At 40.2% G+C, this 18865-nt stretch carries 15 protein-coding genes; 8 read left to right on the top strand and 7 right to left on the bottom strand.

Annotation, left to right across the window (positions count from 1 at the left end):
- Positions 1–658: 658 nt before the first annotated feature.
- From C4F49_RS17235 to C4F49_RS17220, 4 genes are all read right to left on the bottom strand, one after another.
- The gene (locus tag C4F49_RS17235; RefSeq protein ID WP_196937075.1) at positions 659–1363 is read right to left on the bottom strand and encodes a DUF4397 domain-containing protein; all 705 of its coding nucleotides are present in this window, start codon (positions 1361–1363) and stop codon (positions 659–661) included.
- Between the two features lie 695 nt (positions 1364–2058).
- Complete coding sequence (locus C4F49_RS17230; protein ID WP_196937074.1) at positions 2059–2712, bottom strand: hypothetical protein; 654 nt, start codon at positions 2710–2712, stop codon at positions 2059–2061.
- A 76-nt stretch (positions 2713–2788) separates the two neighbouring features.
- Entirely contained in the window at positions 2789–3730 is a 942-nt protein-coding gene (locus C4F49_RS17225; RefSeq protein WP_196937073.1) for a polymorphic toxin type 23 domain-containing protein, read from the bottom strand.
- A gap of 636 nt (positions 3731–4366) precedes the next feature.
- Positions 4367–4837, bottom strand: a complete 471-nt coding sequence (locus tag C4F49_RS17220) for a helix-turn-helix domain-containing protein (protein WP_196937072.1) — start codon at positions 4835–4837, stop codon at positions 4367–4369.
- 478 nt (positions 4838–5315) lie between these two features.
- Between C4F49_RS17220 and C4F49_RS17215 the strand changes: the two genes are divergently transcribed.
- From C4F49_RS17215 to trxB, 8 genes are all read left to right on the top strand, one after another.
- Positions 5316–6116: a sigma factor-like helix-turn-helix DNA-binding protein gene (locus C4F49_RS17215; protein WP_196937071.1), complete on the top strand. Its 801-nt coding sequence runs from the start codon at positions 5316–5318 to the stop codon at positions 6114–6116.
- Between the two features lie 11 nt (positions 6117–6127).
- Complete coding sequence (locus C4F49_RS17210) at positions 6128–7222, top strand: hypothetical protein (protein ID WP_196937070.1); 1095 nt, start codon at positions 6128–6130, stop codon at positions 7220–7222.
- A gap of 477 nt (positions 7223–7699) precedes the next feature.
- Positions 7700–8299 (top strand): sulfatase-like hydrolase/transferase, encoded by a 600-nt coding sequence (locus tag C4F49_RS18055; protein ID WP_231388355.1) that lies wholly within the window; start codon positions 7700–7702, stop codon positions 8297–8299.
- Entirely contained in the window at positions 8292–9404 is a 1113-nt protein-coding gene (locus C4F49_RS17205) for a sulfatase/phosphatase domain-containing protein (protein ID WP_231388354.1), read from the top strand. The genes C4F49_RS18055 and C4F49_RS17205 overlap by 8 nt, the downstream gene beginning before the upstream one ends.
- Before the next feature lie 35 nt (positions 9405–9439).
- The gene (locus tag C4F49_RS17200; protein ID WP_196937069.1) at positions 9440–10543 is read left to right on the top strand and encodes a formylglycine-generating enzyme family protein; all 1104 of its coding nucleotides are present in this window, start codon (positions 9440–9442) and stop codon (positions 10541–10543) included.
- Positions 10544–10714: 171 nt separating this feature from the next.
- Positions 10715–11911, top strand: a complete 1197-nt coding sequence (fabV, locus tag C4F49_RS17195; protein ID WP_196937068.1) for an enoyl-ACP reductase FabV — start codon at positions 10715–10717, stop codon at positions 11909–11911.
- 186 nt (positions 11912–12097) lie between these two features.
- Positions 12098–13036, top strand: a complete 939-nt coding sequence (locus C4F49_RS17190; protein WP_196937067.1) for a 3'-5' exonuclease — start codon at positions 12098–12100, stop codon at positions 13034–13036.
- A gap of 21 nt (positions 13037–13057) precedes the next feature.
- Entirely contained in the window at positions 13058–14026 is a 969-nt protein-coding gene (gene trxB / locus C4F49_RS17185) for a thioredoxin-disulfide reductase (RefSeq protein WP_196937066.1), read from the top strand.
- A gap of 105 nt (positions 14027–14131) precedes the next feature.
- Here trxB and C4F49_RS17180 read toward each other — a convergent pair whose 3' ends face one another.
- The 3 genes from C4F49_RS17180 to lon form a co-directional block, all read right to left on the bottom strand.
- The gene (locus C4F49_RS17180; protein ID WP_196937065.1) at positions 14132–14929 is read right to left on the bottom strand and encodes an integrin alpha; all 798 of its coding nucleotides are present in this window, start codon (positions 14927–14929) and stop codon (positions 14132–14134) included.
- Positions 14926–15927 carry an LLM class flavin-dependent oxidoreductase gene (locus C4F49_RS17175; protein ID WP_196937064.1) on the bottom strand — a complete coding sequence of 334 codons (1002 nt, stop codon included), beginning with the start codon at positions 15925–15927 and terminating at the stop codon, positions 14926–14928. Before C4F49_RS17175 ends, C4F49_RS17180 begins: the two co-directional genes overlap by 4 nt.
- A gap of 211 nt (positions 15928–16138) precedes the next feature.
- Positions 16139–18598 carry an endopeptidase La gene (gene lon, locus C4F49_RS17170; protein WP_196937063.1) on the bottom strand — a complete coding sequence of 820 codons (2460 nt, stop codon included), beginning with the start codon at positions 18596–18598 and terminating at the stop codon, positions 16139–16141.
- Positions 18599–18865: the final 267 nt, after the last annotated feature.

Genomic DNA, 18865 nt, shown 5'->3' with positions numbered 1-18865 from the left:
TAAAGATAAGGAAAATTCAAAAGTAAAAAAGCGGTAGGCTTTAGGCGGTAAGCTGTAAGCGTTGTTCCCAATAGCCCCGAAGGGATTATCCCCCTAGCTCCCGAAGGGGGAACAATTGTGGAAAGTAAAAAGGTTAATAAAGAGCAAGGTGTCTATGTGTCTTCTTAGTGGTCTTTTTTATGGAAAGGTTGACCGCGGAGTGGCATATCCCCCTATCCCCCGAAGGGGGAACAATCATGGAAAGTAAAAAGATTAAAAAGGCAAGGTGTCTATGTGTCTTCTTAGTGGTCTTTTTTATGGAAAGGTTGACCGCGGAGTGGCGCAGAGAAGACACGGAGTTTCGCGGAGCTGGGCTGTAAGTGGGAATAAGGGGGAAAGAGTAAGGAGCAAGGATTCTATTATTTAAGTGATGATGGTGATGGGGGTTATGGAGGTGATGGTTTTTAGGGCTGTTGCGGATTGCAAATCCGCTTTTATCAGGGATTCAGGATGGCTCTGCGGAACTTGTCCAATTCAAAATTCAAAAGTAAAAATTCAAAAAGGCCTAATTAGTTTTAGGCTGTAAGCGATGAGCTATTTATTCCCCCTTTGGGGGTAAGGGGGATGTATACAAAAAAAGGCTTCCGGAGAAGCCTTTTGCTATAGTGATTATTTTGTTTTAGTATTCGATCAGTCCGATGTACAAAGGCAGTTCGGTGCTTGTTGCGTCGCCGATCAGGATGATGGAGTAGTAGCGTCCTGGTTTTAGGTCGTAGTTTTCGCGGCGGGCGATTTCTGTTCCTGCTGCGTTTTTGGCTACGATGGTTGTGCTTCCGCTGGCTTTGGCAACGAATACTTGATTTGTAGCGATGTTTGTGCTGTCTTGTTGTTCGGTTCTTGTAAATACTGGTGATGTTTCATTTCCAATCGTGATGTTGACGTCATCAACTCCGTCGGCTAAATGGAAGAAACGCAGTCCTGCATTGTCTCCTAAATCGGCAATGGATTTGTCTTCGCTGACAATGAATTTGGCATCGCCTGGCAATCCGTATACAAATCCTGAATAGGAGGTGCTGTCTTTGAATGTATAGACTGTATCAACGATTTTGGCATTGTTGACTCCGGAATAGATGCTTAATTGTCTTGATCCTGCATACAGCAATGTGTTTTTTAGGTATGATTTATAGTTTAACCGAAAAAGCGGATCGTTGTATCCATTTTGATGTACTCTGTAAATTACTCCGGGTTCTTCGACGTATCCATTGATCATCGTGAATGCGGCTACGGGTGGAGTGATGTATTCTCCGTCGTCTTTTAAACAGCTGGTAAAAAGGGTTATACCTAGCGTTAAAAATAGTAGGGGTTTAAGTGTAGTTATCTTCATAGCATTTTTATAATTTATTCTAACAATACTACTAATACGAGGGAAAGGGAGAAGGTGCTACAGTTTTTTAAGTAAAAATTTAAAAGGCTGTAGGCGGTGAAAATGGGTGATGAGGGTTTTAGGGAGTAAGGAGCAAAGAGTAAGGATTCCCCCTAGCCCCCGAAGGGGGAACAATTGAATTGGGGTTAAGTAGCTATAGGCTTTAGGCTTTAGGCTGTAAGCGGGACTAAGGAAATCTGCGTCTTTTGTGGCTTCTATGTGGATTCTGCGGTCTTAAATTTTGAAAAGGTTGACCGCGGAGTGGCGCGGAGGAGGCACAGAGTTTCGCGGAGCTGGACTTTAAACCGTAACTGGATTAAGGAACAAAGAATAAGGAGCAAGGATTCCCCCTAGCCCTCGAAGGAATTGTCACTCTAAGCCCCCGAAGTGGGAACAGTGAGGAGGATTGATATGGGTTTATAGGCGGGAGGTATTTTTGAAAATTGGTTCCGCGGATTACTGATGAGTAAGCACACGCGAGACGCGTGCGCTAGCGATGGGTTGGGATAAAGGAGTAAAGATTAAGAAATAGGGATTGTAGGTTTGTCAATCTGAGTGAAAGGGGGATTCTCATGTTTGGGTGATGAGGGTGATGGAAGTTACGGAGGCTATGTTTTAGGATTAAAGAGTAATGAATAAGGAGCGAGGATTGTTGACTAATCCTGATAGCGTTTGAAGGAGAAATAGTTATAGTTGTCACATGTTTTTAATAAAAATTGGAACAAAATATTCTGATCTGTAACATAAAATTCATTATCGACAGCCCAAACGGAAATGTCGCAATTCTTTCTAGGATTTAATGTGATGATGACGTTTTGGTTAATTTTACGGAAATTAACTCCTTTTTTAAAATGATTATTTAATTGGACTCGACCTGTTTTTTCAGTACTTATTTCGTTGATAAGAAGATTAGTATTTGTCGTGTCGATGTAATAAGTTGGTGGGCTTGTTCTCTTTTTTCGATTATTTAAGAACTCGATTTGATTATCTTTTAAGATGCCCATTTGGAAGACTATGAAACTCGCTAGGTCCACAGTGTCTGAATTTACCTTATCAAAATTACTTTCATATTGCGGAGCATTTAATCTTGATCTAAAAGGCTTTATAGGGGCCATACTAAGTACGCGATGCGAAGAGTCGTTTGATTTTTCAATTAGTAGGTAGTGAATGCCGACTTTGGTTTGACGCTGTTGTCCAAGATAAGTATAAAATTCATCGCGTGCATAAAATGTGAAATCATTAAAATTCAACGTGTCTAGAATTTTGTAGTTGACAAGGTCTTCTTTTCTGTCAAAGGGTATTGTATACACTGAACAACTAGATAAAAAAAGTATAAGATAAGGAAGGAAAAATAATAATGTTTTCATAGTGCTTACAGCTTTTAATTTATTTTGTTCTTATTCCTGTTTCTATACTAACGTGCGATCTTGAGTTGTCTGGATGATAAGGAAAATTTCTTAAGTGATGAACCAGTTTTTGACCTTGAAAACCTTTATATTTAAAGTTTAGCAAATTGAAATTAATCTGCTGATTACTTTTTAACCCGATCCCAAACCTTGTATAATCTAAATTAAAAGCAGTTTGTTCGGGATCGTCGTAAACCACTAGATTATTATTTAAAGCTCCAGCAATCTCATAGCTACTGGGCGAATAGCCAGTAAACCGATTGTAGGCGAAGATTGCATTATTCACTTCTACATTCTCTTTATTGGAGTGCCAAGCTATTAACACGCTTGAGGTATACCAACGATCTTTCCCATCGATCATAAATTTGAACAAAACTCCATCATTCTGATAAAAAACGTGAACGTGACCGAATTTTAAATAAATGGAGCCTACTTGTTGTGTTTTTCTTTTAATAGTCATTGGCTCGGACAGCAAGCAGATGAAGCCAGTTCCTAAAGATACAGATGTTGGATAGACATTTTTCACTGCTGGATAGGACAGATTTGCTAAGCCATAAAATGGTTGATTGTAAGCTGCAAAATCTTCCCTTTTGTTGGCTTTGTTTGGAGAAAGTACTGGTTGTATATTGGAATGTATTTGTGAGGAGAATGATCCAATTTTACTCGATAGAAAATTATATGTCGCACTGACCCCAATTTGCCCTACAATTCCAGCGTAATCGGGATTGATGCTTCCAGCAAAATTTACACTTCCGTAGCTATAAAAGCTGTTTGTGATTTTTACATCTTTACCAAATTTAAGTCCGATTGTTATGGAACTTGAAACACCATACTGATACAAATTGTCAACGTTCTTGTAAATTTGAGCATTAGCATGTTTTAATCCAGCCAAAATAATGGAAAGGACAAAGAATAATTTCATATGCAATAATTGGATGTATCAAATTTACTAAATAATCTAATTCGGTATGTGTTTTTTTTTTTCAACAGGGGCTACTGATTCTGTGATGAGGGTGATGGAGGTTATGTTTTTAGAGAGTAAGGAATAAAGAGCAAGGAGTAAGGATTCCCCTAGCCCCGAAGGGGAATATTGGCATAAGGTATTTTTGAAATCTGTTCCGCAAAGTATCGCGGAGGATGGACGGAGTTTCGCGGAGCTAGGGATTGGGAAAAGCACACGCGACACGCGTGCGCTAGCGAAGGAAATAAGACGCAAAGAGTAAGGACTTGTGGGCAAGTGAAGTGAGATTCCGAAACGAGTTCGGAATGACGGTTAATAAATTCAAAAGTAAAAATTCAAAAAAGGGTGGTGCTTCAACTGGTGGGTCGGAATAACGGTTTATAAATTCAAAAGTAAAAATACTTTAGGCCGTAAGAAGGAGTGAGGAGCAATGATTGCGGCGGTAAATGATGTGAGATTCCGAAACGAGTTCGGAATGACGGGTTATAAATTCAAAAGTAAAAATTCAAGATTGCTTTAAGCGAAAAGCTTTGAGTTTTTCTTACGAAGAGATTCCAAAAAATTATAAAGGAAGAGCATAAGCCGGATCCCGTATAGCTATTTTCCTTCCTTTAGCTTTTTAACCTCATTGCTTAAGTCCAATACGGCTTTGCTGAGGTCTGAAATGGACTGTGTTTTTGCGCGGTCGTCTTCCATAAATTTCTCTAATAGAGCAAGCAACTTGTCCGAACCGTCGGAGTTAAAGGTCGGTTGCGTATGTTGGCTATGGCTTTGGTCAATAGCGTTGTCGTTAAAAGTATTGCTATTATTCTGAATGTTATAAATTACATTTTCCTCTTTAAACGATTTAACGAATTCAGGCGTTACGCCTAATGCTGTGGCTAATTCGTCCAAAAGCGGTTCGTCTAGCGCAACCATATTTTCAAAGTCCGAAATCCGTTGTTGCGAATACTTGTTGCGACAAAGCTGTCCAAACGCTTCTTGTTTGATTCCCTGGATTTCTCGGATACGTTTGATGTTGTGGCCGATGTGCATGTTGTCGTTTTTTTCTTTAAAAATAGTATTCATAACCAACGAAAATTATGGACTGGTTTTTTACCGGTAAATCGGTAAGATACCGTATCCAAAAATAAAATATAATGAAATAACTTTGGTCTAAAGTTACGGATTATTGTGACCAACAGCAATAGCTGAATGTTCTTTGAGTTATGGAGCATTGATTGAAATCGCGGGCCTTTCTTTGGCAGCATGATAATACTATGGGGCTACATGTGGCGCCTTAAGGTGAGGATGCATTCACTCGCCAAATTTTTAATTTAAAAATACACATCGTTCCTTGGCGGTACCACAAATTTATCGCTTAACATTGGGTTGCCAATCTCGTTTTATTGCTTGCACACTAATATTTAATTCGTTCAATCTCCATAGCAAAAGGATTTATTCGGCGCAATATTTCGCCTAACACGGGATCTCGGTTTCCACAAAATCCGCTAGCCTGCCGGGGTCTGTTTAGGCGCATGACGAAGGGTGACCTATGAACAAAACTATGTACCAGCAGCAGACGGAAAAACACGTTTCTTTTCTTCGGGAGGGAGACGAAAGGGGATTGGCTTTTTTCTACCAGCGCTTTTACGCTTATCTTTTCGCTAAAACGTTGCGCGCGACCAAAGACGATTGTGCGGCGGCAAGTATCGCCCAGGAAGCGCTATTGCGTTTGTGGCTATGCCGGCAACAGGTGAAAGATGCTAGCGATATTTTAAGCTTTTTAAAATTACAGGTCAATGTATCGATACAGGCATTTTATTCAAAGTCTGGTAATCGGTTCTACCGAAGCTTGTTGAGTTTGGATGCGCTGCAAGAGTTTCAGCATTCTGTGCTTGGCATTGACCCAGCTGACGACGAAGAATCGGATCTGATTTACAGCGAAGAATTGGAGCAGGAAAAACAGCAACAGCTCGATAAGCTCAACAGTTTACTGCCAAGCCTCGGCCAGCAGCAGCAATTGTTTATCAAACTCTGTCTTCACTATAGTTTTAACTACGAGCGAATCGCTTACTATTTGGGAGGTATTTCCGAATACGAAGTCGGCCTGCAGGTCGAAAAAACGATAGAGACTTTGCGGTCGGTGTTCTTTAGTGTTCAGAAAATGAATCTGTTGAGCCAGCCTCCGGGGATTGTACTCCAGGGCACACTTGATAAACAACAGGAGGAAATTTTCCGCATGCGCTATGAGCTGCAATGGTCATTCGAGCAGATTTCTGAAGCCTTAGGGCTACATTGCTCCGCTGTCAAAACGATCTTTGTGCAAGCGCACAGCAAAATCAAGAAAATCAAGAAAAGGGCATAAAAACGAAGCGTATGGAAAAGGATACTATTATTTTATCGCGAAAAATTCAGTTGCATCTGGATTGCAATGACAAAGAGAAACGCCTGGCTTACTACCAGCAGTTATTTGACTGGCGCGACTTGGTCTACCGCGGCTCCAATATGGTGATGTCTCATCATTATATACAAGAGCGGATCAAAGACCTGATCTATCTGCGGGATGATGTCAAGGTAAAATTGGCCGATTTTAAAAAGGATCCGGATGGCATATTTACCTCATCGAAACTCAATACCACTTACCGCATTCTATCCCTTTATTTTAAAGGAAAATTGCCGTCAAAAATTATATCATCGATGAATATGACGTTGAACAGGGTGTTCGCGGCTGAGCGAATTTCTTACTGGAAAGGGGAGAAATCGTTAAAATGCTATAAACAGGACTTACCGATTCCATTTCCGGGCGATCAGGTGAAACTGAAGAATGACGAAAAGGGGCATAATTTCAAGCTGGTGCTTTTTAAAATTCCCTTTCGTACTTACCTCGGAAAAGATTGCTCCGACAAAAAGGTTCTGTTGCAAAAGGCGTTGGTCGGACAGATTAAAATCTGTACAAGTGCTATCAAGATTGTAAAAGGGAAGATATTCCTGCTATTGACTTTGGAGTTGCCCAAGGAAAAGCATAAACTTAGCGAACACATTATCGCCGAGGCATCGCTTTCGATGGAATATCCGATAACAGTATGTATAGGGAAGGAATACCATCAAATCGGGAGTAAAGAAGAGTTTCTTTACCGCCGAATGTCCATACAGGCTGCAAGGGGACGCTTTCAGAAGGCTTGCACATTTAATAAGGGGGGTCGTGGACGCAAGAAGAAGCTGGAATGCCTGTCGCATTTTAAGAAAATGGAATGGCGCTATGTTGACAGCAGGCTGCATTTGTATAGCCGGAGGCTGATTGATATCTGTGTGAAATCTGAAGCGGGCACGTTGCTATTGCTGAACCAGAGCGCTAAGGAAAAAATTGCTAAAGAAGACGAGTTTTTGCTACGTAACTGGAGCTATTATGGGTTGATTGAAAAGATCAAATATAAGGCTGAACGCGCTGGTATTTATGTTATTGTTGAATGATGAAGGGAGCAAGGGTTTCCCCTAGCCCCCGAAAGAGGGAACAGTGAAGAAGGGTTTTATTGGCGTATGGTATATTTGAAAGTTGTCCCACGGAGTGGCGCGGAGGAGGCTCGGAGTTTCGCGGAGTTGGGGGTCAGAGAAAGCACACGCGAAACGCGTGCGCTAGCGGAGGCTGAATAGTCTTTCCGGATTAATTCCCCCTTCGGGGGCTAAGGGAATTAACGCGTGTGCTAGCTGGCGTCTAACACTCAGAAAGATTTTTTTACTTTTTACTTTTGACTTTTTACTTTGAAACGCGTGCGCTAGCTGGCGTCTAACACTCAGAAAGATTTTTTTACTTTTTACTTTTTACTTTTGACTTTTTACTTTGAAACGCGTGCGCTAGCGGAGTCTAACACTCAGAAAGTTTTTTTACTTTTTACTTTTGAATTTTTACTTTTTACTTTTTATTATCTTTGATAAACATATCCATTCAAAATGAATCTGACCTTCCTATATAATAAATCTTTCGTTTGCTCGCTTTTATTGCTCAGTGCGTCGAGTTTGCTGCTTTCGGCAAATGCGCAGTCAAAGGATCCGCAAAAGCCCAATATTGTTTTTATTTTTTCGGATGACCATGCTTATCAAGCGATCGGTGCCTACGGTAACAAGCTAGCGCAGACACCAAACATTGACCGGATTGCAAAAGAAGGCGCGTTGTTTTCCAATTTTTTGGTAACAAATTCGATCTGTGGGCCGAGCCGTGCAAATCTATTGACCGGGAAATACAGCCATTTGAATGGCTATATTGCCAATGAAGAAAAGTTTAATGTGGAACAGCCTTTGTTTAGCCGTTTGCTGAAGCAAGCAGATTATCAAACCGCTTGGATCGGGAAATGGCATTTGGGTTCGCTGCCTGGAGATGCTTTTGATTATTGGCAGGTGCTTCCGGGGCAGGGTCATTATTACAATCCTGAATTTATTAATCAGCAGAACGACACAGCGCGGATAGAAGGGTATGTGACAAATATCATTACGGATCTGGCGACTTCTTTTTTGGATAATCGGGATAAAGACAAGCCTTTCTTTTTTGGATAATCGGGATAAAGACAAGCCTTTCTTTTTGGTCGTCGGGGAGAAGGCTACGCATCGCGAATGGTTTCCGGATATACAGGATTTGGGTGCTTACGACCATCTAGATTTTCCGATTCCGGAGACATTTTATGATTCCTATGATGGGCGCTTAGCGGCGGCAGACCAAGACATGACAATCGATAAGACCATGCGCCTGCTGGAAGACCTTAAAATCCATGCGGACTTTGAATTATCGGATGAGAATATCCAGAAACAGCGAAGCGAACTTCAGAAACGATGGTATGGCGATAAGGAATTAACGAAAGCACAAGAAGCTCGGTTGGATGCGTATTTTCTGCGGGGGATGTTTATTCGTTTGAATCCCGAGCAGAAAGCAAAATTTAAAGCATACTATGAAAAGATTTCAAAGGAGTTTGATGATAAGAAATTGACTGGAAAAGCGCTCGTGGAATGGAAATACCAACGCTATTTGAAAGATTATTTGGCGACAGCCAATGCACTGGACCGCAATATCGGACGAATTTTAGATTACCTGAAAGCAAATGGTTTGGAAGAAAATACCATCGTTATCTATGGTTCTGACCAAGGCTTTTATTTAGGCGAACATGGTTGGTTTGACAAGCGCTTTATGTACCAAGAGTCGATTAAAACGCCATTTGTAATTCGCTATCCAGGCGTTGTGGAGTCAGGAACGGTTTTAAATCAGCATGTGCTGAATATCGATTGGGCACCAACTTTACTGGAAATCGCTGGATTGTCTGTTCCAAAAGACATACAAGGCCAATCCTTTTTGCCGTTGCTGAAAGCAAATGGAAAGAACGTTAAAACCCGCGAGGCTTCGTATTACCATTATTATGAATTTCCACAGCCACATCGCGTTTCTCCGCATTTTGGTGTGACAACGGAACGCTATAAATTAATCCGCTTTTACAAAGGACAAGAAACGTGGGAACTGTATGATTTGGAAAAAGACCCGCAAGAGATTCACAACGTATTTGGAAACCAGGCGTATCAAGCTGTCACCAAAGACTTAAAAGAAAAATTAAAGGGCCTGATTGACCAGTATCAGGATAAAGAAGCGGCTGCGATTTTTAACAAACAACTATAGAAAAGGACTGCATTGAGCCGTAACATCTTATCTAAATGAAAAGCATATTAATCAGCATATATCTTATCCTAACTACAGGTAGCGAAGCGCAGGAAAAACCCGCGCAAGAGTTAATGAGCTGTTGTCAGGAGTCGATTCCCGACCGTTTCGCCAGTTTGAAAACAAATGCGAATCAATCTGTGATAAGCGCCGAACCCTCTAGTAAAGGAATGAAATTTATCAAGGGCGGTATCTACAAAATGGGTTCTTCAGATAATCAGGGCAGACGCGATGAGTATCCGACACACTCCGTTGAACTGTCAGACTTTTACATCGACGAAACTGAAGTAACCAATGCACAGTTCGCTGCATTTGTTAAAGCGACAGGCTATGTGACCACGGCAGAAGTCGCTCCCGATTGGGAAGAAATTAAACTTCAATTTCCGGCAGGAACTCCGAAACCACATGATAGTCTTTTGGTTGCGTCTTCGTTGGTTTTTACTTCCCCGAAGGAAATGGTTTCCATGCAGAATTACCAAAGCTGGTGGGTATGGAAAAAGAATGCAAATTGGCGTCAGCCGGAAGGCGAAGGCAGCAGCATTGAAGGAAAAGACAATTTTCCTGTCGTGCATGTTTCTTGGGATGATGCGAATGCATATGCAAAATGGGCAGGAAAACGATTGCCTACAGAAGCAGAATGGGAATTCGCGGCACGGGGCGGTTTGGACGGACAGCCGTTTACATGGGGCATGGAAGAAACAGAAGCTGGAAAAGCCAAGGCGAACACTTGGCAAGGAACTTTTCCGATAAAAAATACAATCTGGGACGCCTACGAAACCTTAGCGCCGGCGAAAAGTTTTGAAGCAAATGGCTATGGACTATACGATATGGCTGGCAATGTGTGGGAATGGTGCTCCGACTGGTATGACGCGAATTACTATCAGAATTTCGATGAAGCAATTGCTACGAATCCCTCTGGACCGAATCAGGGATATGACCCTGACGAGCCGAATTTAGCCAAGCGTGTCTTGCGAGGTGGTTCGTTCTTATGCCATTCGTCCTATTGCAGCGGTTATCGCGTTGCCGCTCGGATGAAAGCCTCTCCAGATACCGGAAGCCAGCATACCGGTTTTCGATGTGTGATGGAGGTGGGGAAGTAAAAATTAAAAATTAAAAAGTAAAAAATTATGGGTTGCTATTCATGTTCGGAGCATGTTATTATACTGAATTTAGTTTATCAATTTTACGCCTAATCCAATATTATCTATTATTTTTAGTTAATTTGCATAAATTATTAAAGTAAAGAATCAAGTACTTATTTATATTACAAAATGATTATCCAACCAAGAACAAGAGGTTTTATCTGTTTAACTGCTCATCCTGAAGGAACGGCAAAAAACGTTCAAGACCAAATCGATTATGTAAAATCAAAAGGTAAAATTGCTAATGGCCCTAAAAAGGTATTGGTAATCGGCGCTTCTACAGGATTTGGACTTTCCTCACGCATAGCAACAGCTTTTGGTTCAGACGCAGCTACGGTAGGTGTGTTTTTTGAAAAACCTGCAGCTGAAGGTAAAACGGGTACTGCGGGATGGTATAATACAGCCGCATTTGAAGCAGCAGCGAAAGATGCTGGATTATACGCTGCCAGTATTAATGGTGACGCATTTTCTGACGAAATAAAAAAACAAACCATTGATTTAATCAAAAAAGATTTAGGCCAAGTTGATTTAGTGGTGTATTCATTGGCTTCGCCAAGAAGAACGCATCCAAAAACAGGCGTAGCTTATTCATCGGTTTTAAAACCTATTGGTCAGCCTTTCACGGATAAAACTGTCGATTTTCATACCGGCGTAGTTTCTGATATTTCAATCGCTCCGGTGGAGAATGAAGAAGACATCGCGAACACCATTGCCGTAATGGGTGGCGAAGATTGGAAATTCTGGTTAGAAGATTTGAAAGCAGCTGGTGTATTGGCGGAAGGCGTGAAAACGGTTGCCTATTCATACATTGGCCCAGAATTGACTTACCCAATTTACCATAACGGAACAATCGGCCGTGCGAAAGAAGATTTGCAGAATACGGTTCCTGTATTGGATGATTTATTAAAAGACCTACATGGAAAAGCCTACGTGTCTGTTAACAAAGCGTTGGTTACGCAATCAAGTTCCGCAATTCCAGTAGTTCCTTTATACATTTCTTTGTTGTACAAAGTCATGAAAGAAAAAGGCATTCACGAAGGAACAATCGAACAGATGCAGCGTTTATTTACCGACCGTTTGTACACGGAAGGTGAAGTTCAATTGGATAGCGAAGGACGTATCCGCGTAGACGATTGGGAAATGAGAGCAGACGTGCAGGAAGAAGTTTCCAAACTTTGGGCACAAGCTACAACAGAAAACTTAGAAGAGATATCGGACATCAAAGGATACAGAGATGAATTCTTTCATTTATTTGGATTCAATTTCAATGGAATTGACTACAATGCCGATACAAATGAATTAGTTGGCGTACCGAGTATCGGTTAATTCCAACATATCTTACTATTGAGGCTGTTTTTTGATTTTAAGAAAAACAGCCTCTTTCTTTTTACAGGTATTCAATCGATTTCTGCAAAATAAATATGACGTTAAGCTAAGAATAGAGCATCTCAATGGCTTTGCGCAACATCTTTAATTATGTAACTTTGCATAGAATATCAATTAAATTATTGAATGAAATTAAATCTTAAAAGACCATTAGCATTTTTCGACTTAGAAACGACAGGGGTCAATATTGCCATCGATAAAATTGTTGAAATCGCTATTTTGAAAGTGATGCCTGGTGGAGAAGAATTGGTGTTCACCGCTAAAGTAAATCCTGGAATTCCAATTCCTGCAGAATCATCGATGTTCCATGGAATTTATGATGAAGATGTCAAAGATTTACCAACGTTTCAGGAAATTGGTGCTGAAGTTGCCGTTTTTATCGGCGATGCCGACTTAGCCGGATACAACTCCAATAAATTTGATGTTCCGATGTTAATGGAAGAATTTTTGCGCGCAAAAATTGATTTTACCTTAGCAGGAAGGTCCTTTGTGGATGTGCAGAATATTTTCCATCAGATGGAACAACGTACATTAAAAGCAGCGTATAAGTTTTATTGTGAAACAGACCTAACGAATGCACATCAAGCTGAAGCGGATGTTAGAGCGACCTACGAGGTTTTAAAAGCACAGTTAGATAAATACGAGCAGGTAGATTTTGAAGATAAGCAAGGCAATATTACCAAGCCGGTAGTAAATGATGTGGAAGCATTGCATCAGTTTACAAACATGAGCAAACCAGTTGATTTTGCAGGTCGTTTAGTATATGATGCTGATGGAGATGCAACCATTAACTTTGGTAAACATAAAGGTAAAAAAGTAACTGATGTATTTGATGTAGAACCAAGTTATTATGCTTGGATGCAGAACGGTGATTTTCCTTTGTATACAAAAAAGGTTTTGGAAGATATCTGGAACGAACACCGCAATGCCAAAAGAGCTCAAAAACCAATCAATACATCCGATGAAAAGAAGGATGCTAAAAAATCTTTTCAACAAAAGAAAGAAGAAGCAAAGCCTATTACCAACGACATGCTTCAGCAGTTACAAGGTAAGTTTGGCAATTAATCGAATAGAATACACAATTTTATGCATACAGAACAAGAAATTGAACACATACAATGCCTGATTATCGGGTCAGGTCCTGCAGGATACACAGCAGCAATTTATGCTGCTCGTGCAGATATGAAACCCATCGTATATACTGGAATCGTTCCGGGAGGTCAATTGACGCAAACAACAGAAGTAGATAATTTTCCTGGCTATCCGAAAGGAATTACCGGTCCGGTAATGATGGAAGATTTACGTGCACAAGCGGAACGCTTTGGTACGGATGTACGTTTTGGATACGCAACTAAAGTAGATTTCTCTACAGATGGAGGCGTTCATAAAGTGGAAATCGACGGCATCAAAACAGTGTCAGCAGATACGGTAATTATTGCGACGGGCGCTACCGCGAAATGGTTAGGTTTGCCTTCCGAAGAGAAATACAATGGATTTGGTGTTTCCGCTTGCGCGGTATGTGATGGTTTTTTCTTTAAAAACCAAGATGTCGCAATCGTAGGAGCAGGGGATACGGCAGCAGAAGAAGCTACTTACTTAGCGAAATTAGCAAGTAAAGTGCATATGTTGGTTCGCCGCGATGAATTCAGAGCTTCTAAAGCGATGGTTCACCGTGTGTTGAATACACCAAATATTGAAATCCATTACAATACAGAAACGGAAGAAATCGTTGGTGATGGTCAAGTTGTCCAAGGAGTTCGTGTGAGAAATAATGTGACAGGAGAAGAAAAGGTCTTGAACGTCGAAGGATTTTTTGTGGCCATCGGACACAAACCAAACACAGATTTATTCAAAGGATTTTTGGATATGGATGAAACCGGTTATTTAATTACAAAAGCAGATAGCACAGCAACAAATATCCCAGGAGTATTCGCATGTGGCGATGTGCAGGACCATGTATTCCGTCAAGCAATTACGGCGGCGGGAACTGGCTGTATGGCTGCTCTTGAAGCCGAACGCTATTTAATGGCGAAAGAAGATGTTGTAGAAAATTAACAGCAATTCTTATTGTAAAAAGAAATCCTGAAACATAACGTTTCAGGATTTCTTTTTTTTAATGTTTTTAGAAGCTTGACTGATATCACATTTGGCAGTTACGAACTAACAATCAAACGAATTGTAAGCTTCATAAATTTTATTATCTGAGGAAAGTATTAGAAGATAGCGTTGTTCTTCATAATGTCTAGGAGCAGAAATAATAAAATCAGCGTAACCGTCTTTATCTAAATCCCCAACGAAAACCAACGAGACGGTAGTTTGGTCAAATGTCTCGTTGTCTAAAATTCTATTCTGTAGCTTTCCGTTCATGTAAATCGCTAACGAATAATCAGTTGATTCACAGTACTGGACCTGTTTTCCGAAATCGTCTACATAATTCTGCTGAAGGGAAATCTCGCCCGTAGCTTTCAATTCGTAACCATTGTTATTAAACTGGAAACTGTATGATTCATTGGGACACATTACCTTCGACATGCTAAAAATCGTTTCGACTTCGCCCTTATGCAAACTTGGAATATTCATAAACAATAGGCTGTTCCGATTGGACTTTACCTCTTGCAATGGGTATCCAGAACAAGCATCCTCACCAGCCATTTCAATTGAATAATCTAAAGAATCCAAGTAATATTTATTATCCTTTGTGTGCAAATCGAGCCAAGAATTGTTGATGATATCTTGAGGCTTTTTCTCATCATCAAAAACCCTAAACACATCAATCATAAATAATTGATGTTCAGCGATAGAATCTTTGTTGAATTGATAGATAGCTGCCGCCGTTTCTGTGGTCAGGCTGTCTTGCGACACGTCATCTTGTTCCTTCCCCTTTTTATCTTCAAAAGGATTACAAGCAACGAAACTAAATAAGATAAGGATACCGCATATTACATGGCTTTTGTTCATTTGTTGATTTCTTGTACTGCTTCCGCAATGATTTCAAAAGATTTCAAACGTTTGGATGAATCGTAGATATAATTTGTTGTCATAATTTCATCAATGCCCAACGTTTTAGCAAATGTACCCAATTCCTCAGTGATTTTAGCTTTATCGCCCATAAAAGTACACGAAACCATCTGGTCTACCGCACGTTCGATTTCTGGAATACCATGATAAATCGGTTTTTCGGTAGGAGGGGAAAGTGGCCGGCGAACATTGGTAATGATGCCAGCAAACATATTGAATAGACTGGTAGCCAATACTTCCGCTTCTTCGGTAGTTTCCGCTGCCACAACATTGACACACACGATCATGTAGGGTTCCGCAAGCTGTTCGGAGGGTTTAAAATGCGTTTTATAAATCTGTACGGCCTGTTCAAGCATTGCGGGAGCAAAATGAGCAGCGAAAGCATAAGGCAGCCCCAATTCAGCAGCTAAATAGGCGCTATCGGTACTCGAGCCCAAAATATAAATTGGAATATCCAATCCTTCACCTGGGTGTGCCCGAACTTTGCTTATTGCATTATCTGAATGAAAGTACTGCTGCAAAGCTTGTACATCGTCTTTAAAATAAAAAGATGTATTTAAATTGTTGCGTCGCAAAGCCATTGCTGTTAATTGGTCAGTTCCGGGTGCGCGGCCTAAACCCAAATCGATGCGATTTGGATACATCGCTTCTAAAGTTCCAAACTGTTCTGCAATAACCAAGGGCGCATGGTTGGGAAGCATAATTCCACCCGAACCAATCCGTATAGATTTCGTTTTTCCAGCGACGTGCCCAATCAAAACCGATGTGGCGCTACTCGCAATGTGTTCCATATTATGATGCTCCGCAAACCAGATACGTTCGTAACCCAATTGTTCTGAAACTTGAGCTGATTCTACTGAACGGTTGATGGCATCCAATGTTGTTCCCCCTTTGACAACATTCGCTAATTCAAGTGTCGATATTTTCAATAATCCCATATAAAACAAAGGTAGTAAGCGGTCTTAAAGGGAATGTAATCGGAATGTTAGATTCGCTTTGTCTAAAACCCTTGATTATTGTTTTGACAGGAATATTATATTAGAAATTTGTGATTATTTGGAGTAATATCGTATTTGTATCTTTGAAAGTATAAGAATAAAAAAAGAGCCTTTCGGCTCTTTCATAAACTCTATTTCAATTAAAAAATTATTAAGCGACAACGACTAAGTTCTTAGCGTTTTTCACTTTTTTATCTAATAAGGCCAGTTCAATAACTTCTGACATTTCAGACACGTAATGAAATTTTAAATCTTTGATATAATCTTCCTTAATTTCTAAAATATCTTTTTTATTGGATTTGCTCAAGATAATTTCCTTAATGTTCGCACGTTTTGCCGCTAGAATTTTTTCTTTAATTCCGCCAACGGGAAGCACACGTCCACGTAAGGTAATCTCACCTGTCATGGCCAATTTTTCTTTGACTTTGCGCTGCGTGAATAAGGATGTCAAAGCAGTTAGCATCGTAATACCTGCGGAAGGACCATCCTTTGGAGTTGCACCCGCTGGAACGTGAATGTTTACATCCCATTGGTCAAACAGCTTGTAGTCAATTCCGAAAAGCTCTGAGTTCGAACGTAAATAAGCCATTGCAATTGACGCCGATTCTTTCATCACATCACCTAAATTTCCGGTAAGCATTAATTTTCCTTTTCCGGGACTTAAACTCGATTCGATAAATAGAATATCACCGCCAACCGAAGTCCAAGCCAGACCCGTAACGATTCCGGCAACTTCGTTGTTCTCGTATAAATCCTTATCGAAAATCGGAGCTCCTAAGATTTCCTCTACATCTGCTTCTGTAACCGAAGCATTGTATGGTTTCTCCATCACAATACGCGTTGCGATTCCGCGAACGATTGAACCTATCCGTTTTTCTAAACCACGAACACCTGACTCACGTGTATATTCCTCGATTATTTTTTCCGTAACCTTTGGTTTCAGTGCAACATCTTTTACTTTTAAGCCATGCATTTCACGTTGCTTTGGAAGTAAATGTTTTTTAGCAATCTCGATTTTCTCTTCAATAGTGTATCCGTTGACCTCGATGATTTCCATACGGTCAAGCAGGGCAGGCTGTATACTGTTTAATGAATTCGCTGTCGCAATAAACATGACTTTCGATAAATCATATTCCATTTCGACATAATGATCATAAAAGTTGGTGTTTTGCTCCGGATCCAATACTTCCAACAATGCTGATGAAGGATCGCCTTTAAAATCACTTCCGATTTTATCGATTTCATCCAATACAAAAACTGGATTCGATGAACCAGCTTTTTTAATTGACTGAATAATCCGTCCCGGCATCGCGCCGATGTATGTTTTCCGATGTCCTCGGATTTCCGCTTCGTCATGAATACCGCCTAAAGCCATGCGCGTGTATTTTCTTCCTAAGGCTTTCGCAATGGATTTTCCCAATGAAGTTTTACCAACTCCCGGAGGGCCGACAAGGCAAAGGATGGGCGCTTTCATATCATTCTTTAGCTTCAATACTGCCAAATATTCAATAATGCGCTGCTTTACTTTATCAAGGCCATAGTGGTCTTTATCCAAAATCTTAACTGCTCGGTTTAGATCGAAATTGTCTTTCGTATAATGACGCCAAGGCAAATCCAATAAAAGCTCGAGGTAATTTAATTGAATCGAATAATCTGCTGCCGCAGGATTTATCCGCATTAATTTTTCAAGCTCTTTGGTGAAATGTTTATTAACGTCCTCGGGCCATTTTTTGGATTTCGCACGAAGATTCAGTTCTTCAATTTCTAGATCAGGTGAGTTACCGCCCAATTCCTCTTGAATGGTTTTCAATTGCTGATTTAAGAAATAGTCCCGCTGTTGTTTATCCAAATCAACGCGTACTTTATTCTGGATTTGATTCTTCAATTCCAGCATCTGAATTTCTGTTGTCAAATGCTCTAACAACATTTTCGCACGTTTTACAAAATCTTTTGTTTCCAACAGATTCTGTTTGGATTCAGTGTCCAATGCAAGGTTTGAAGAAATGAAATTGACCAAAAATGTTGGGCTTTCAATGTTCTTAATCGCAATCCCTGCTTCGCTGGGAAGGTTAGGAGAGAGATTAATGATCTGCAAAGCCAATTCTTTGATAGAAGAAATTAAGGCTTTAAATTCTTTACTGTTTGTTTTGGGCTTCAATTCCACAAAACGCTCAACTTTAGCTTTGATATAAGGTTCCGTTTCGATTAACTCAATCAATTTAAAACGTTGCATACCTTGAATAATCACGGTTGTATTGCCATCAGGCATCTGAAGAACCTTAATCACACTTGCTACAGTACCTATTTTATGCAATTCGTCAAACGATGGATCTTCAATAGACATATTCGTCTGCGAAACGACACCAATAACATCGCTGCCTTTATAGGCCTCTTTAACTAATTTGATTGATTTATCGCGGCCAACCGTAATGGGAATAACAACACCCGGAAACAAAACAGTATTGCGCAAAGGTAATATTGCCAATGTTTCTGGAAGATCAGCGTTACTCATTTCATCTTCATCTTGTTGGCTTAGTAAAGGAAAAAATTCAGTATCTTCATTAATCACGGGTAGACCTATATTAAAATCGAATGGTTCTTTTTTGCTCATATATTATATTTTAAAATTCCGCCATGTTGTCAGAACTTTTTTTTCTATTTAATGCGTTAGTGAATACTATCAGTAGGTGCAAGCAGGATGCCAAGCTTTAAACTTGGTATAATTTATGCTAAGTTACAGGTAATACATGTAAAAAAGGCAGATTGTTTTCAGCTTATGACATTTTAAGGAAGATGAATTTAGTCGTTTCGAAAATGAAATAAGTGGAAAATGTGGAAATGTTTATAACTATCTATTGCTTCATTAAACTATTTGCTA

Origin of the sequence: Sphingobacterium hungaricum, from assembly GCF_015210005.1 — a bacterium.
Classification (GTDB): domain Bacteria; phylum Bacteroidota; class Bacteroidia; order Sphingobacteriales; family Sphingobacteriaceae; genus Sphingobacterium; species Sphingobacterium hungaricum.
This window is presented reverse-complemented; position numbering and strand designations above follow the sequence as displayed.